The 17770-nt window shown below is 50.1% G+C and carries 14 protein-coding genes; 9 read left to right on the forward strand and 5 right to left on the reverse strand.

Going from position 1 to position 17770, the window contains the following annotated elements; genetic code table 11:
- Positions 1 to 70 precede the first annotated feature (70 nt).
- Complete coding sequence (locus GA004_RS12745) at positions 71 to 301, forward strand: hypothetical protein (protein ID WP_283394252.1); 231 nt, start codon at positions 71 to 73, stop codon at positions 299 to 301.
- A 113-nt stretch (positions 302 to 414) separates the two neighbouring features.
- Here GA004_RS12745 and GA004_RS12750 read toward each other — a convergent pair whose 3' ends face one another.
- Positions 415 to 1212, reverse strand: coding sequence for an NIPSNAP family protein (locus GA004_RS12750; protein WP_283394253.1), 798 nt, complete (start codon positions 1210 to 1212; stop codon positions 415 to 417).
- 153 nt (positions 1213 to 1365) lie between these two features.
- Between GA004_RS12750 and GA004_RS12755 the strand changes: the two genes are divergently transcribed.
- The gene (locus tag GA004_RS12755; protein ID WP_283394254.1) at positions 1366 to 1536 is read left to right on the forward strand and encodes a hypothetical protein; all 171 of its coding nucleotides are present in this window, start codon (positions 1366 to 1368) and stop codon (positions 1534 to 1536) included.
- A gap of 13 nt (positions 1537 to 1549) precedes the next feature.
- Here the strand turns inward: GA004_RS12755 and GA004_RS12760 are convergent, their stop codons facing one another.
- Entirely contained in the window at positions 1550 to 2686 is a 1137-nt protein-coding gene (locus GA004_RS12760; protein WP_283394255.1) for a hypothetical protein, read from the reverse strand.
- Between the two features lie 129 nt (positions 2687 to 2815).
- Between GA004_RS12760 and GA004_RS12765 the strand changes: the two genes are divergently transcribed.
- The 5 genes from GA004_RS12765 to GA004_RS12785 all read left to right on the forward strand — a co-directional run bounded on the left by GA004_RS12765 (position 2816) and on the right by GA004_RS12785 (position 11236).
- Positions 2816 to 4183 carry a sulfatase family protein gene (locus tag GA004_RS12765; RefSeq protein WP_283394256.1) on the forward strand — a complete coding sequence of 456 codons (1368 nt, stop codon included), beginning with the start codon at positions 2816 to 2818 and terminating at the stop codon, positions 4181 to 4183.
- A 276-nt stretch (positions 4184 to 4459) separates the two neighbouring features.
- Positions 4460 to 5890, forward strand: a complete 1431-nt coding sequence (locus GA004_RS12770; protein ID WP_283394257.1) for an FG-GAP repeat domain-containing protein — start codon at positions 4460 to 4462, stop codon at positions 5888 to 5890.
- A gap of 299 nt (positions 5891 to 6189) precedes the next feature.
- The gene (locus tag GA004_RS12775; RefSeq protein WP_283394258.1) at positions 6190 to 6468 is read left to right on the forward strand and encodes a sulfatase-like hydrolase/transferase; all 279 of its coding nucleotides are present in this window, start codon (positions 6190 to 6192) and stop codon (positions 6466 to 6468) included.
- 236 nt (positions 6469 to 6704) lie between these two features.
- Positions 6705 to 9809 (forward strand): PSD1 and planctomycete cytochrome C domain-containing protein, encoded by a 3105-nt coding sequence (locus GA004_RS12780; RefSeq protein ID WP_283394259.1) that lies wholly within the window; start codon positions 6705 to 6707, stop codon positions 9807 to 9809.
- A gap of 5 nt (positions 9810 to 9814) precedes the next feature.
- Entirely contained in the window at positions 9815 to 11236 is a 1422-nt protein-coding gene (locus GA004_RS12785) for a DUF1501 domain-containing protein (RefSeq protein WP_283394260.1), read from the forward strand.
- A 233-nt stretch (positions 11237 to 11469) separates the two neighbouring features.
- Here GA004_RS12785 and GA004_RS12790 read toward each other — a convergent pair whose 3' ends face one another.
- Positions 11470 to 13695: a sulfatase-like hydrolase/transferase gene (locus GA004_RS12790; RefSeq protein WP_283394261.1), complete on the reverse strand. Its 2226-nt coding sequence runs from the start codon at positions 13693 to 13695 to the stop codon at positions 11470 to 11472.
- Between the two features lie 446 nt (positions 13696 to 14141).
- Positions 14142 to 14477: a BLUF domain-containing protein gene (locus GA004_RS18250; RefSeq protein ID WP_425492870.1), complete on the reverse strand. Its 336-nt coding sequence runs from the start codon at positions 14475 to 14477 to the stop codon at positions 14142 to 14144.
- On the opposite strand from GA004_RS18250, the gene GA004_RS12795 reads away from it, so the two are divergent.
- Together GA004_RS12795 and GA004_RS12800 are read left to right on the forward strand one after the other, a co-directional pair.
- On the forward strand, positions 14410 to 15666 hold the full coding sequence (locus tag GA004_RS12795) for an FAD-dependent oxidoreductase (RefSeq protein ID WP_283394262.1): 1257 nt from the start codon (positions 14410 to 14412) through the stop codon (positions 15664 to 15666). The genes GA004_RS18250 and GA004_RS12795 overlap by 68 nt on opposite strands.
- A 6-nt stretch (positions 15667 to 15672) precedes the next feature.
- Positions 15673 to 16410 carry a YqjF family protein gene (locus GA004_RS12800; RefSeq protein ID WP_283394263.1) on the forward strand — a complete coding sequence of 246 codons (738 nt, stop codon included), beginning with the start codon at positions 15673 to 15675 and terminating at the stop codon, positions 16408 to 16410.
- Positions 16411 to 16806: 396 nt separating this feature from the next.
- Here the strand turns inward: GA004_RS12800 and GA004_RS12805 are convergent, their stop codons facing one another.
- Positions 16807 to 17730, reverse strand: coding sequence for a branched-chain amino acid transaminase (locus GA004_RS12805; protein WP_283394264.1), 924 nt, complete (start codon positions 17728 to 17730; stop codon positions 16807 to 16809).
- Positions 17731 to 17770 lie beyond the last annotated feature (40 nt).

Genomic DNA, 17770 nt, shown 5'->3' on the forward strand with positions numbered 1-17770 from the left:
GCCCAAACTAAATGACGCTGACGGACGGGCTGAGACCTACCCGGAAATCGTGCCCAAAACCTTCGAAGCAATGGGTAAAGCGTTTGAGGGCATGTTTGTGGATCAAAACGTTCCCACTAATCCTATCGACGTTGTCAATACGTTCGTCTCCTTGGCGGATTCCGAGGCAGGTACGCGGCCATTCCGATCCGTTGTCGGCGTGGATATCGGGGTGATCGCTAGAAACGAATCCGACGAACTGCATGAAGGAACCTTATTGGAAGCGATGGGCTTAACTGATTTTGCCCGATTGAAATCCTAGAGGGATTTAAGGATTATTGGTTTTTCCCAAATTTGATTTCTTCAACGAAAAAAGACCCGCGGACTATCATCCGGCATGTCTTAAACTCTCGAAGGTTCTTTGCTTTCCGATCGCTAGAGCTGGGAGCCTTTGAACGGCTTTAGGTAATTCGTGGTTCGGCCAGACACGCCTCCCCTGCTCCACTTTGGATCGACCTTGGCTTTGTTCCAGCGCGGATTATCACGGAAGGACTGCCAGTCCTTCGCCTGGTCCGCTTCGTCATCAAAGGTGACCATGTAGCGCAAGCTGGGACGGTTTTTTCCGATGAGTGTCTCCGAATAAAAGACCGCCTCTAGCCCGGACTCGGCAAATATGTCCGCCTCGATCTGATCGAACATGGCAATCTTGTTCGCGCTCCCCGCTGCACTATGCCCTTCGTACTCGCGCATCTCGAAAATTCGCTTCTTTCCGATATTGGGCACCGTTAACTGCGGCTTAACCTTCATCGCACGAAGCAAGTGGCTTTCAATCCGGCGATAAGCAGGGTCGTCCTTCGATGCCCTGAGGTAGCCAGCCCCTGCTTTTTTGTATTCCTTGTCCGCGTTGAGCTTCCACTGCGAACTCGCGAACTGGCCGATGTTCTTGTAGGGAATCAGCACAACGACTTGACCAAATGCCTCACCTTCCTGCGGCTTGGTTTCCTGGAAGAGGCCAATGTTATTAATTCCTAGGCGATTTAAGGCTGGAATCGCCGCCTGAGCCCAGTAATCAGCAACGCGCTGCTGCTGAGCCGCCGAGTCGACGGTGTAAAAGCGAAGCTCGTAGTGCTCACGAGGACCCGCCTTGGGCGCATCCTGAGCAAGGCTACTGTTTACCAGCGCAAAAAGCGCCATGAACGCGAGAGAGGTCGAACGATAAATTATATTCTTCATTTTGGGTAGTTAGCGAGTTTACACGAGAGGTGAAGATTACCTTCGGTTTCGGCAATTCGAGCAACTTTATTCTGAGGAAAACGTTAAGAAGTAGAAAAAGCAGAAACTCAATTTTTTGGGAATAATATCTCTTCCTGAGACATCTTTTTTGGCGTGAGTAACAAAGATCTTATATCTGTATCCATTCCAAGCAGCGCTACTAGGCCCGCTTTTCTTACCAAAATTACCCATTTAGCAGTCGTGCTCGGCACTTTGGCCGTATCCGCTTCGGCGGTTGATATTGCCTTAACGGTACGCAATACCACTCCAGACAACGGCTTTTAGGCCGTTAATCCGTTCAATCTACCCCGAATAAGTTGAACGCTTCGACATCGACCTTCCTCGCCCGAGAACCGCTTTCCGTGACTCGGATTTGTGAATCGACATATTCCAGTGAGGCAACGCCATCGAAGTTGCGAGGAACCTCCGTAAGAAACATGGTATACCTATAGGACTGTCTTTCGTCAGCGTCGATGTATCGGTAGAGGGCTTGGTCAAAAATACGTCCCTTGCCCACTAGATCGCTGCCGGTACGGTGCAAACCCGATGTGCCGAATTCGAGACCACGGGCAAAAGGCTTCCCGTCTTTGACGTGCCGCCAAATGTTTAGCCACGGATAATCGCTAGACTTCCAGAGATAACCTAGCACGAGCCCGCTTTCCGGACTCGTCGCCGTGACCCAGCCGTACTCTTCTTCAATAATGAACGAGACTACATTGGGTGATGAATCGTCCTTCAGATAACGAAGATTCACTTCGGCACCGTCCATCTTCTGAGCCATTGGCCAATGGACTTCAGGCTTTTCGGGTTCGGGCATGGGACGATTCTGCATAAAGCCGCGTGTTCCATTCGAATCGACAACTGTCTCAGTATCCAGGAAAGGAGGACCGATCGTCGGGTGCTGCACGATATTGTATATCCGTCCAATGGGATTCGTATTGGTCACGACCTCCTCCACCAAAACCACCGTAGAGCCCTGCTGCATGCGGGCATAGCGTTCGACGCTGATTCCCGCCATAGGAAGATCCGCCGTAAGACTGACACTTACTTGCCTTTCAACTGGTTTCCGATCAGGCAGTCCTTCCCACCAGACCTGAGTTGCCTCTCCGTGATTGGTCATGCCATGAGTTTTCTCCGCATCCGAAGCAGATCCCCAACGGTCCAAGCAAAGGAAATGCCCCATCGATCTTGGCAGTATTGGAGGCGCTTCGTTGGCCTTGGGACTGAATGACCAGGAATCCCACTGCAGCGGATTCAAACCGTCCGACTTCAATCGATACGCGGCGATCGAACCACCGCCGAGATCGATGACGACTTCTGCCAGTTCGTTTTCCAGCTTTAGGACTGGGCGGCTATCCTCTCCCCTACATAGGCTGCCGATCAGCAAACCAGCTAAAATAAAGGATAATCGAGCCACCCTGCTACTATTGTTCATAGGTAAATCGTTCTACTTATTTCCAAATTCGTCAACCCTTCGTACCCTCATGAAGAAATCAGAAATACGCACCACCGACTTAGCGGTTTTTTCTAGCTTCCCACTGGGCTATAATATAAAAGTTCAAACATGAAGCATACCCTGTTTTTTTCTCTTTTGATCGCGTATACGTTCTCACTCTCCCTTCTTGGAAAACCCAATGTAGTCTTGCTGCTTTCGGATGACCTAGGGTATCAGGATATTGGATGCTATGAGGGGCCCGTCAAGACACCCGCCTTGGACCAGTTGGCTGCGGGAGGCACTCGGTTTTCGGACTTCTACTCTGGATGCGCGGTTTGTTCTCCCTCAAGGGCAGTTCTTTTAACCGGCCGCCATCATATTCGAGCCGGAGTCTATAGCTGGATATTCGACGGAACCCAGAATTCCCATCTCCTTGAGCGCGAAATCACTTTGGCGGAAATCCTGAAGGATGCCGGCTACGCAACGGCTCACGTAGGCAAATGGCACTTGGGTCTACCAACTGCGGACCGAAAAAAGCCGACTCCGAGCGACCATGGCTTCGACTACTGGTTTGCGACGGCGAACAACGCTGCTCCTAGCCATCGCAATCCCAACAATTTCGTTCGCAACGGAGAAGCCGTCGGAGAAATCGAGGGCTACTCGTGTCAGATTGTCGTAGACGAGGCCATTGACTGGCTAGATCAAAGCGATCGTGACATTCCCTTTTTCCTAAACGTCTGGTTCCACGAGCCCCATGCTCCGATCGCCGCTCCCGACGAAATCGTTTCCCAGTATGGTGGTCTAGAAGACAGGGCAGCCATATACTCTGGCACCATCGCCAATGAGGATCAAGCGATCGGCAGACTATTAGCAAAGCTAAGGGAGATCGACGATCCCAAGAACACCCTAATCTTTTACGGATCCGACAATGGAAGCTACCGAGATGATCGAACCGGGGGCCTCCGCGGAAGGAAAGGCATGAACTGGGAAGGCGGGATTCGCGTACCGGGAATATTCAATTGGCCCGGAAAGATCGCAGCGAATCGCCTAGAAACGGCACCTGCGGGACTCGTGGATATATTGCCCACCGTATGCCGCCTACTAAATTTGGATACTCCTCAGGGGGTCCATTTGGACGGAACTGATCTGTCGTCTTTACTCACCGGTGGCGGAAAGCGCTTTGAACGCACGCAACCTTTGTTTTGGCATCTCCAGAAAGCGAGACCGATTGTGGCTATACGGGATGGAGACTATTCGCTCGTAGCTGAACCGGATTTCGAGCTATCGACACACAATATGTTTCAGGAGACGTGGATTCCCTCAATCAAGTCGGGAACCTACAAGAACTACCAGTTATTTAATCTAAAAACCGATCCGAAGCAGAAAACCGACATTGCTAGGCAGAATCCAGAACTGACAGATCGCCTAAAGAAGCAGTTACTGGAAATCAACGCCAGCATCATGGCCGATGGCCCCGACTGGCACCTGATTCCTTAGATACAGCCTCCTCGGGGCATTAACCTCAAAAGGAATAGATGGATACACATTTCCAGCGTTGCGGGTGGCGGTCTATTTCCAGTCAAGAACAATAAACTCGAAACTCGGTCTATCAGCCGAAGACGTAACCTTGCGGCATTAGGGCAAGGACGGAGCGACTGAGGCTTTTCGCTTTCACCACCGATGCAGTCGGTCCAAAATGAGGGCCTCAACAAGAAAAGGATTTCATCTTGCTCCTTATCATAACTTTCGTGATTCTTCCCACCGAAAACTCCAATGAGAATCTATAAACTCCCACTAGCACCTACCCTATTGTTCACAGCGTGCAGTCCTCAATCAGAAACGCCGGTAGGCGACCGACTCAGCGAAGCAAAAAGCGCCGATGGAATGTACATAAGCTGGAACGAGCATATCATCGACGATCCTGAAGTTGCAGGGTTCGCTCTAAGTGGAAGCGACGGCCTGGTGATAGCGGATCTCGATGGAGACGGATTTGAGGACATCGTCTCCGTACATGAATCCGATTCTGAGTATGATTCTAGCCAATACGATCCTAATTATGTTCCTGATTCAGCTGGACATGTTCGAATCGCATTTGGTTCCGGTGATCCCAAATTGTGGACCAACATAACACTAGCGGAAGGAACCGATTCTCCTGCCCCTGAGGATGCCGCAATTTCAGATCTCAATGGCGACGGACATTTGGATGTCATCGTAGCTGCTGAGCTATCTCATTTAATCTATCTGCAAAACCCAGGAGTCAACATACGAACGGAACCCTGGCCTCGACTCATCATCCCACAGACGCAAGGACGTGGATCTTACATCCGCGTGTTCTTTGGTGACTTTAATTTGGACGGAATTCCAGATGTTTCTGCAGCGAACAAAGGGTCTCAACGTCCGGGCCCCAATGACTTTGAACGAAAGACCCCTATCCATCTGTTTCAAGCTAAAGGCGATCCTCTAAACGAGGAAAGCTGGCATGAAATTGAGCTCGGTCGCTATGTTGTCCCTCAAAATGCAGAGCCGGTGGATCTCGACAACGATGGCGACCTCGACATCATTGTCGGAACCCGAGGGGAAGAGAGAATGGTGTTTTTCGAAAACGAAGACCCCTCGAATCTGAAATTCAAAGAGCATTCGATCCATATCGAGGGAATCTACATGGCGGGATTCAATCTGGAGTACGACGATCTCAATAGAGATGGCCGTCTCGACATTATTGGTGCTAGCGATGAATACACGGGAGTCGTTTGGATAGAACAACCAGAGAACTTCAACGAGGAATGGCTCGTCCACCACATCGGGGATTTCGGGCCCGATTGGATGGTTGGATTCGGAATTGCTGATATCGATAATGACGGTGATACCGACGTGATTTCCGGTAGCTACAGCAGGGGCTCTCGGATGGGCGATGAAGACGTCGACCGGCTCGATGGACTAGGTCGTATCGGCTGGTTTGAAAATCCGGGAGATCCTAGCTCAGTTTGGATCCGACACGATATTACCCGACGTAAACGAGGTATGTTTGACAAACTCATACCTCGTGATCTGGACAACGACGGGGATATCGACTTTTTGGCGACACGCGGAAACAGCGATCCCTTCGACGGAGTCATTTGGCTAGAGCAGATTCGCACCCGGAATCCTCTGCCAACCTTCAAAGCGGCCCGTTCGGGGGAAAGTCCAGAAATGCCGCTTCCATAACGCTCTAGGGAGCCCACCATAATAACCTTTCCTCACCTAATTACGAACCTCTAAAATCTAGTCTTCACTTTTGCATTAGTTCTCCCCATCACTCCTTTTTCGCGATCGAGATATCCACAAATAGGTCATTAGTGGTATCAACATTTTGCCTAACTACTTTACTAGTACCGCCAGCATCTACTCATTTTTCGTCTCGGCAGAATGTTACAATACTAGACCCCCTTATTTGTATTAAGTATTCTAATACATTTTCATAAGATTTTAAATCCGTCTTTCCCACATAGATCCGTTCCAATATTATGAAAATATACAACTTCTTCTTTTTTGTTTTGGTCCTATTGTCCATTTCTCAACATTGCCAAGCAACCGATTCTCAGCCAAATATTCTCTTCATCGTTTGTGATGATCTGAATACACTTGTTTCGACGTCCGACTACCCCTATATTTCCACGTCTGCCTTTGACGCATTGGCTGATAATGGCATGACCTTTGAACGAGCCTACTGCCAATATCCGGTCTGTGGGCTCAAATCGAACACTAACCCCATCGAAGCAGCACCCCAATTAGTGTGTGTGTGACACACGCTCAATCAACTCGCAACCTCACAACAGGTTCACGGTGGCTAAAAGGTTTATTTTAAGAAGCACACATTAATAAAAATCGCTCATCAAAATGTCTAATAAAGTTGTCAGGCAGAGAATCCCGTGCTACCTACTTTTTCGTTTCTTAGACCCTTTATGAATCCCATCAGGTATACTCTGGATACGCAAGTGTGTAGGGAAGTGGTAGCATAGCTCAAGATAGTCTTTATAAGATGATCCCTATTGAACGCATATTTCGACTTTCAGCTTTCCTAAACCTTCTCGTTTTCGTTCCTGCCAAAGGGGAAACCGTCGACTACGCCGGAGACGTTCTTCCTATTCTGGCCGGCAAATGTTTCGATTGCCATGGACCGGACGAGGCCGCCCGCGAGGCTGGCCTGCGCTTGGACACACCGGAAGGTGCCTATGCGGACTTGGAAGGACTCATCGCCGTTGTGCCGGGTGATCCCGATGCGAGCGAGCTGATTTACATGATTAATTCCGAACATTCGGAAGAGCGAATGCCTCCACCAGAAAGCAAAAAGGAGCTCAGTGCGGAAGAGAAGAACATCCTATTTCAGTGGATCAAAGAGGGAGGGAAATACGATAAGCATTGGGCCTTTGAAATTCCCAAGAAAGTCCGTGTTTCGAAAAAGGCCCATCCCATCGACGCGTTTGTTCAAGAGCGCCTTAAAGCTGAGGGAATCGAGCCTTCTGCTTTGGCTGATCCTACCACCTTGCTGAGGCGACTTTTCTTGGACTTGATCGGTCTCCCTCCGAGCCCGGTCGAGATAGACAACTTCCTTTCAGCCTACAAAAAAAGTCCTACGAAAAGTGTGGAAAATCTGGTCGACGACCTTATGGAGCGTCCCGCCTTCGGCGAAAAATGGGCCCGGCACTGGCTCGACCTCGCTCGCTATGCCGATACGAACGGTTTCGAAAAGGACAAAATGCGCGACCAATGGATCTATCGGGAATGGGTTATCAACGCCTTGAACGACGACATGCCCTACGACCAGTTCTTGATCGAACAGCTCGCTGGGGATCTTCTGCCCAACGCGACGCAGGACCAAATCATCGCATCCGGATTTATGCGAAATGGAATGGTCAATGAAGAGGGAGCCATTATTCCCGAAGAATTTCGGATCAAAGGAGTCTTTGACCGGGTTGATTGCTTTGGGAAAGCTACATTGGGACTTACTCTGCAGTGCGCCCAATGCCATTCCCACAAGTACGATCCGATCTCCCACGAAGAATATTTTGGCTTGTTCTCGTTTTTCAATGACACGCACGAAGCCCAATCCTGGGTCTACTCCGATGCCCAGCTGCAAAAGATCGGGGATATCAAACGCAAAGTGTCTGAGCTTGAGGACCAAATTAGGAATGAAATTCCGGATTGGCAAAACCGGCTCGCTCATTGGGTATCCGAAAATCAAACCAAGAACTCAAAATGGAAGATCTGGGACACCACCCTTCAAGACTGGGAGGGCGGCCTAAACCACCCCGAAGAACTCCCCGATCATAGTATCCTCATACAGGGCCATCCCACGGTGACCGGCGTTACCTTGATTGAAGGTAAATCGAGTCTCCCCATGGTTACTGGCATGCGCCTTGAGGCTTTCACACATGGCGACCTCCCCTTTCGCGGACCCGGTCGCAGCTACTGGGGCACGTTTGCGATTAGTGAATGGGAAGTCTATCGCAAATGGCCAGGCGAGGAAGATTGGACAAGGGTCGATTTACAAGAAGCCTGGGCGGATTTCAATCCACCGGTCAGTGGCCTAAAAGACTACTTTCACCATAAAACGCATGACCCCGAAAAGGAACGCCGTATCGGTCCCGCAGAGTTCCTTGCCGATGGAGACGATAAAACGGCCTGGAGCCCAGATCGCGGCCCGATCGTTCGGCATACAGAGTCTGTTGCGAGCATCCAATTTAAGGAGCCTCTTGCCATGCCAGAGGGAAGTGAGATTCGAGTGCGATTGATTCAGAATCACGGAGGTAGCTTGAATGGCCGTGATAACCAGCAGCTTGGCAGAATGCGCTTCTCGTTAACCGACTCCACCAATCTGGAAGTTCCCTCCCACGACCACGCAGTCACGTTGGCCCTGCAAAAGGCTGAAAAGGACCGAAGCGGGGAAGACTCGACTACCCTATTCCGAGCCTGGAGGAAAAGCGCTGAAGAATTTCGTGAAATCAACGAGCAAATCGCGCTGCTGGAATCAAAGTACCCCGAAGCAAAAACTAGTGTTCTCCACACCATGGATACAGAATCCGATTTCAAGCGAATCACTCGCCTCCTCGAAAAGGGTGAATGGAACAAACCTACCTTCGAAGTTGAGCGCCAGATCCCGGCCATCCTGAATCCACTTGACGTAGAAAATCCGACACGCCTGGATCTCGCTCGCTGGGTTACGAGCGAAGATACCCCTCTAACGGCTCGCGTTCACGTAAACCGGATCTGGCAGACCTTGTTTGGAGAAGGGCTCGTTACAACCCCTGAGGATTTTGGAACCCGCGCTCCGATTCCCGAATACCAGAACATCCTCGACTGGCTCGCTGTTGACTTTCTCGAAACCGATTGGAGCCAAAAACGACTGATCAAGAGTATCGTAATCAGTAAAACCTATCAACAGAGCTCCCGCAATCGACCTGATCTGCAGGAGAAAGATCCCACAAACCGGCTACTTGCTCGCGGTCCACGATTTCGAGCCGATGCCGAGGTGATACGCGACATTGCTCTCTACACTTCAGGGTTAATGAACCCCAAAATCGGGGGCCCCAGCATTTTCCCGCCCATACCCGATACAGTCATTAACGATAACTATGTCATACCAGAGTATTGGAAAGAAACGACTGATGAGAACCGCTATCGTCGATCCCTATATATCTTCCGGAAACGGGCGATGCCAGATCCAACCTTAGCATCATTTGACGCGCCGAATGCGGATATATCCTGTGTCAGGAGAGTCCGAACCAACTCCCCTCTTTCCGCCCTCACCTCACTCAACGAGCCTATATTCGTCGAGTCCGCGAAGGCGCTTGCACTCAGGATCCTTAAAGAAGGAGGGAACGACGACAAATCCAGGATCAATTATGGATATCTGCTCACTACGAGTCGCCCCGCAAAGGAACTCGAAATTCGGGAAATCAATCGCCTGATCGACGAGCAAAGCGAACGCCTTGCGGATGGGTGGCTGGACATTCAGGAAATCGCATTCATCGATACGGAAAATCCTCCCCAATTGCCAAACGGTATTTCGCCACGAGAATTGGCCTCCTGGGCGATTGCATCTCGAGTGCTGCTGAATTTGGATGAAAATTTAACCAAGAACTAAACGTCATGGAAAACGAAATACGCAAGGAATTGGGGATGCTTCAATCCCGCCGCTGGTTTCTCCGTAATTGCGGAGTGGGCATGGCGGGTATCGCTCTGAATTCATTCTTTTCAAACAACGCTATCGGGGCGACCACCCAAGATCCACTTTCACCACGACTGCCGCACTTTGCTCCCACTGCCAAGCGCGTCATCTACATTTTCCAAGCCGGAGCTCCGAGCCATATTGATCTTTTTGACCACAAGCCGGAATTAGTCAAACGGAACGGCGAGCTTCCTCCGGCCGAACTCCTTGAGAATTATCGAGCCGCCTTCATACACCCAAATTCAGCGCTTCTCGGAACTAAATACGATTTTTCCCGCCATGGTAAAAGCGGCATAGAGATCAGCAATCTCCTGCCGCACATCAGCAAGCATGTGGATGACCTCTGTTTTGTCCGCTCCATGCAAACCGACGCGGTCAATCACGCGCCTGCTCAGATAATGCTTAGCACGGGACACTCTGAATTCGGCCGCCCATGTCTCGGGTCCTGGACCCTTTACGGACTTGGCAGCGAGAGCGAAGACTTGCCCGGCTATGTCGTCTTAAACAGTGCCAAAGGTACTAGTGGAGGCGCAAGCAACTATGGGTGCGGATTTCTCCCTTCCGTTTACGGAGGCGTTCCTTTTCGTAATAAAGGCGATCCTATACTCTACTTGTCCAACCCAAAAGGATACGACAAAGCGGCCCAACGAGCTGCCCTTGACACGCTAAAACGTCTCAATCAACAAACCTTGGATGACATGGCTGACCCTGAGACAGCTACCCGTATTCAAGCTTATGAGACCGCCTATCGATTGCAGTCAAGTGCTCCCGAACTAATGGATCTTTCTCAGGAATCTCCAGCGACTCTCGATGCCTACAATATAAAGGATGTCAAAGAGACCAGCTTCGCCCGAAATTGCCTTCTGGGACGTCGACTGCTCGAGCGAGACGTGCGCTTTGTGCAACTATTCCATGAAGCCTGGGATCAGCACAGTAATCTGGACAAGAGTTTGAGGAAAAACTGTCTGGACACGGATCAGCCATTCGCTGCACTCATTCAGGACCTCAAGGATCGAGATATGCTGAAGGATACGCTCGTCGTCTGGGGAGGTGAGTTCGGACGTACGCCGATGGCTCAAGGTACTGACGATGGACGAGACCATCACAACCGTGCTTTTACCATGATGCTAGCTGGTGGAGGAATCAAAGCGGGCATCGTACACGGGGCCACAGACGACTTCGGGTTCAACGTTGTCGAAAATCCCGTACACGTACACGATCTAAATGCGACCTTGCTGCACACTCTCGGATTTGACCACGAACGCCTCACGTATCGATTCCAAGGACGCGACTTTCGACTAACGGATGTCCACGGAAAGGTGGTTAGAGATATATTGACCTAAAACCGCTCCTACAAATTCGTCAATTTTTCGGACTCAATCGGGGGAAGGCACTTTTCCTCGGGCCCGACGAGACCCTACCACAATGGCAAAGGATCTAAACAAAAGCTCAAGTCGGGTTTCCTGCAATCGAAATTTTCGCTAACCTCTTTTGCAAAGATAAGCGACTGACCCATTTGATGAATACTCTGCAATAGCTCAAGCGGGACTTCGAGCCACACCTCGCATAAGCTAAGTTACAATACCGTTAGCGTTACGGAGTTCTCAGTATATCCAATTCTAAACTTCAGTCCACTCGCAGTTTCTACCTCCGATTTTTCGTTGGTAAAGGAACCCGAAAGAGACTTCGATTTTAGCACTACATACTTTTTGCCTGAGACGATACCTGTCTCATCTGCGATAAGCACTTTCAGCCCACCTGAAATGACGGCTTTACCTTCCACGGTGAAGAGACTGTTCTTGTCTTCCTCAAACTCAATTAGAAGTATAGAATCAGGAAAAGAAATATAATCTGACTTTACGACGATACCAGGTACAACGTTGTCCACGTAACCATTGTTATACAAAGCAGTCCCTACCGTTCCACTACCTGAAAGCAACCCTCCCGATCGCACGTCCAGCCAGCGATTGGAAGCAATTGTCGCATCATCAAAATAGAGCGCTCCATTTGTGGACAACTGTATCTCGTTTCGCCCCGTTAAGGTAACGCCCTTTTCAACAAACACTTCCTGAATCTGATTCGCTCCCTTTATTTCGAGACTCAAAAACTCTAGGTCGGACGCAACCACGGCGTCCCCTCCAGCGTCCACAGTCGCAGTCCAGGAAGCCTGTGGCACGCCATCCTCCGACATGTAGACCAATCCAGCATTCTCGTAATTATAATCCGACCAATTTCCTGCGACGCTGGCATCGGCCTGATCGTCGCCCATCCATCGATGGTAAGTATTCGCAAATCCCTTCGCTTCCGCTACCCGCTCTTTCAATAGGATGGCATTCAGTTCTTCCACCATCGCTGAGTGATTCGACGCGATATCTTTGGCTTCGCTGGGATCTTGGCTGAGATTGAACAAGGCCAAACCCGATTTAGCACGAATCAGTTTATAATCACCCCGAATAATTGACTGCCCATTTCCTGCTTCGTGGATGACAAACTCGCGTTCTCGCTGATACCCATTTCCTGTCAAAGCGGGCGCGATCGACACACCGTCTAATCCCACAGGGACACCCACACCCGCCAGTTCGCTGAAGGTCGGCAGCAGGTCGGTCACATCCAGCACTCGATCAACGCTCGTACCCGGTTTCAGCTTAGAACTAGAGCTATATGCCTTGGGTAATCGCATAAGAGTGGGAATTCGGATACCACCTTCTTGGATTCTTCCCTTCTGGCCGCTGAGATAGGCATTCGATTTGAACTCAGTCATACTCTTATCTCCCGGCCCGCCGTTGTCCGATTGAAAAACAATAAGAGTCTTTTCCAAAACAGAATCGGAGCTATCTCCATCTCCATTCGGATCCTTGAGCGCTTCCAAAATATTCCCGAAATGGCCGTCGATACGTGTAATCATCGCCGCCCACTGCTTCGCCTGATCGCTGAGCGAATCGAACCAGGAAAACTCCCGATAGGCCTGGTCCCACTCAGGTAGTTGCTCTACTTCCCTGAATGGGGCATGCGGAACTTGGCTCGCAAGCAGGCCGAAAAAGGGTTGTCCCGTGGCATTGTAGTTCTGTGCTTGAATACGTACAAAATCAAGAGCAGCAAAGGCATAAACATCATCGCAATAGGCGATATCCGGATACTGTGGGTGGTTTTGTAGAGCTGGGGTACTTGGATATCGCCTATTGTTCGCATACTGCTTCATCGAGTTAGGCACGAGTTCCAGACCACCAATTAACCCAGGCGACGCGGGCGCTTTCCACAGGTTTGGCTGAAAGAAGGTATGGGCCCTAACATGGTGAAGCTCCGCCACCACATGCTGGTAACCGTGCGAAGTCGGCAAGGTCTGGACATTAAGGATCTCAGGGTACGCATCTTTGTTAGGAGTCCCTCCATAGCCCCATTTTCCCCAATAACCGGTCACATAGCCCGCTTGCAATAGGACATCGCCCATAGTAACATCATCCGCTCGAATTGCCTTTTTCGCATTGTCCGGGTCATTACGATCGGCGAAGGTGTGGCCTTGATGAAAGCCTGTCTGCTGCGATGAGCGAGCGGGCGAGCAAACGGTACACCCGTAGGATCTAGAAAAATTGACCCCCTCAGCGGCCAGCTTGTCGAGATTAGGCGTCACTAAATGGGGAAGCCCTTTTGCTTTTCGTTCGAACTGCCCGTTGGGACCCAGAGCCCCCCAGCCCATGTCGTCTACATAAAGATAGAGAATGTTCGGGCGAGTAGGCTCTCCCCATAAATTTGAGGCAGCACAGGCTACCGCTAACAGAAAAAGAGAGCAATTGGTTGATTTCACAGGTTCAAAATCCTGACACAATCCCAATATCCGATCGAGGTCAACTTCTGAGAGCTCTTCTCTTACTCCAGCCAGAGCCAGTCAAACTCAACCCTTCCCGGCTTCGTTCCGCAATCTTATTCGTCGGAGATAACTCAATACTCGCAACCTGCTTCTTTAAGGCGAAAATCTTAATAGCTTGAAAGGTGATCACTCCAAGCATTAACGCCACCACCAAACCGCCCACAAGATTCCTGGCAACCCCAAGGCTACTGGATACAGAATTTGTATTGAGCCTCTGATTCCATTACCATCGAACTCGTCCTGATAGGGTTAGCCGCACTAGGGCAACTCTGAGCCGTCTCAGGCCGGAGAAGTCAGACCAGCGTTTTTGCCATCTATCAAAAGCTAAAGCGTATTGATAAGATCAGTCGGGATCGTGATGACATCGTCATCGTCTCGGTACTTCATAAGTAGAAGGCATGAACACTTGGCGGCAATTTTCTTAAATCTAGAAATCGCATATTCCAGTCGAAAAAAGGGGTCGCATCAATCGATTCATAAGAAATTAGCTCTATGTTCGAATGCCGTACGTCATTAATAATCTTTGCATAGAGCTGGTTCACAAATCGACTAGGGCCCAATAATGCCGATCCAATCCTTGTCCGAATAGATTGATCTAACCACTTCCCTTTACGAATCGAGTTGATATATGCATCCTCAACCGTGCAATAAATGAGCATAGAGTTTGATACGGATGTTATCGTTGTCGGAGCAGGAATCGCGGGGCTTCGTTGCGCCATCGAGCTTCAAAGCAAGGGAATTCAAACAATCATTTTGGACTCGAGCGAGCGAGTAGGTGGACGCATGAAAACAGATTTGCGCGACGGCTTTCGACTGGATCGTGGCTTTCAGGTTCTCCTCACAGCCTACGATGAATGTAGTTCGGTTCTCGACTACGACTCCCTTAAGCTCGGGGCATTCGAACCGGGGGCGCTTGTGTGGACGGGATCGCGAATGGAAAAACTGATCGACCCGTGGCGCCGCCCTAGGCAGCTTCTAACCGCCGCCTTTAGTCCAGTCGGCTCATTCCAAGATAAATTACGGGTAGGAGGACTCCGAGAAAAACTGCGAAGGAAAGCAGTGCACTCGATCTACGAGGGTGAAGAAAAATCAACCCTGGAGAAATTGAAGGAGATAGGATTCTCTGCGGCCTTCATCGAATCCTTTTTTAGGCCCTTTTATAGCGGGATATTCCTGGAGAACGACCTGTCTACCGGCAGTAAAATGTTCGAATTCGTATTCAAAATGTTTGGTCAGGGGTATGCTGCACTGCCTCACGACGGTATTTCTGCCATCCCCCTGCAATTGAGTAAAAGGCTCGACCCAAACACTGTTCTTACCAAACAACGAGTCGTGAAATTAGCTCCCAACAATATCACTACAGAGGAGGGTTCACGTTTTACCGCTCAGCACATCGTTCTCGCTACGGATATGAGCTCAGCTAATACACTCGCCAAAATTGAATCGCTGGACCGCGATTGGAACGGAACCTATTGCCACTACTACGCTGCCCCGAATAGCCCATTACCAGAGCCATTTATTGCACTCAACGGCTCCGGAAAGGGATACATAACAAACATCGCCGTTCCTACTGACGTCAATCGAGGCTACGCATTGGATAGCGAATCCCTCATTTGCGTTTCCACCTCAAAACCGGTTTCCAAAGATGAACTCGCTCCTGAGCTGTATTCTTGGTTTGGAAACGTATCTCAGAATTTTCGCTTTCTTGCCGATTACTCGATTCCTCACGCATTGCCTCGGCAACTACCCAGAGACAACGCGTATGGAGAAGCTGAGCTTAGAACACCGGCGGGCCACTGGATTTGCGGCGACTATCGCTATTCGAGTTCTATCCAAGGAGCCATGGCTTCTGGCCGCATGGTAGGCAAAGCCCTCTGCAAGGAGCTAACAAGACAAGGCGAACGTTAAGATACTATGGCCATTACTTTCAACCATCCCGCCTTTTCCCAAATCGAGCATCGACCCTGGCCTCTGCCTAACAAGAAATGGCTGCTCACTCAGACGTGGCTAAATTTGCTATTTGTCCACTGGGAAATAGATGTCAGCGATTTGAGAGCTCGCATCCCGGATGAGCTCGAAATCGATCTTCATAATGGAAAAGCCTATATCGCTATCGTACCGTTCGACATGAAAGGCGTCACGTTTCGGAATTGCCCTAAAGTCTCTTTCCTTAGCGACTTTCCCGAAATCAATGTTCGGACCTACGTTACATACCAGGGGAAGCCCGGCGTCTGGTTCTTTAGCCTGGATGTCCCACGACGCTTTCCGGCTTGGGCAGCTCGAACCTTTTTCCATTTGCCCTATCGGCACGGTCAGGTCTCAATCGCGGATCTCAATGGAGAAATCCACTACGAACAAGAGGTAGAGAATGACGTTTTCCGTGCCCGGTACAAACCCTTTCAGGGATGCATACGAGAACCCAGTTCCTTCGAAAAGTGGGCAACGGAACGTTATTGTCTGTATTGTCAAAGCAAGTACGGTGCACTCTATCGTACGGAAGTTCAACATCGTCTCTGGCCCCTTCAAAAAGCTTCGCTCGACATCGAAAAAAATTCAATGCTCGCGGATTTTGAAGTCGGAATCCAACACCCTTCAATCCTTTTTTCGAAGCGAATCGAAGTGGTCGCCTATCCTCTCGAGCGACTCAATTGAATCTCTGGCTACCCGGCAATGAGCTTGTCTATACATGTCCCATCTTGATCGTGGGGAGCTCTAGACGGCCACCGGTCTTGAACTCTTGGTTCATGTGATCAAGACCCGATGGCGTGGAGGATGGAAGCATGTTTCTATTAGCAATAAACAGGCAGGATGCCTGTTCTAGCTTAAATGGGTGCTCGGAGATCGCCCGCTACCATTGATTCGATGTTTAAAACCGGAAGAAATAAGCATTTTGACAAAGTCGATCAACGCAAGGCGTTCCTCTCTACTCAAAAAACAGCTTCGGATTACCAAACCCAGAGGGAATTTATGCCGTAGTCATGGTAATGAACTACCTAACCCTATCAGGACTTGCAGTTACTCCTTCACCCCTGCTCGGCCAACTGTTGTTTACTCGCCCCTCACCAGCTCCAGCCAACCATGAGTGTCCTCGGTTGAGCCATCAAACAAGCCGAAGAACGCTTCCTGCAGTTTCTCCGTTATCGGTCCACGTTTTCCAGATCTCACTTGAATGCCATCTACGGAGCGAATGGGAGCGATTTCGGTCGCCGTACCCGTCATAAAAACTTCGTCCGCCACATAAAGCGATTCTCGCGGGAGTGCTTCCTCTCGAACCTCTAGGCCAAGTCGCTCGGCTATATTCATGGTGATATCTCGTGTGATTCCAGGCAAAATCGAAGCCGTCAAGGGCGGTGTGTGCAACAGCCCGTTTCGGACAATAAACAAGTTTTCGCCTGCCCCTTCGCTAAGGTTGCCGTGGGTGTCTAGACCAATCCCTTCTGCATAGCCATGGCGTTGGGCCTCCATGGAAATCAGCTGCGACGAAAGGTAATTCCCACCCGCCTTGGCCATGGTGGGCAGTGTATTCGGGGCGATACGAGTCCAGCTAGAGACGCCGACATCAACCCCTTTCTCACTCGCTTCCTCACCCAGGTAGGCCTCCCATGGGAAAGCCGCTACCGATACTTCCGCGGGATCCAATGAACCATAAACGGTGATCGCTCCATAGCCGCGATAGGCAATCGGGCGCACGTAGGCAGATCGGAGCTTATTGGCTGAAATTAATTTATGGCAAACCACCTCCAGCTCGGCTTGACTGAGAGGCATCTCCATCCGATAAATACGGGCGGAATCGAACAACCGTCTCAAATGTCTCCCAAGGCACAAAAACGCCGGGCCACTTTTCGTATCATAGACACGAATACCTTCAAACACAGATGACGCATAATGCAGCGCGTGCGACATAACATGAACGTTCGCCTCTTTCCAAGGGGTCAATTTTCCATTGTGCCAAATGTACTCGGTTTCTTCCATAAATTAGGAAAAGCTAATACGGGATCGAGCCCCATTTACG

Origin of the sequence: Candidatus Pelagisphaera phototrophica (genome assembly GCF_014529625.1) — a bacterium.
Lineage (GTDB): Bacteria > Verrucomicrobiota > Verrucomicrobiia > Opitutales > Opitutaceae > Pelagisphaera > Pelagisphaera phototrophica.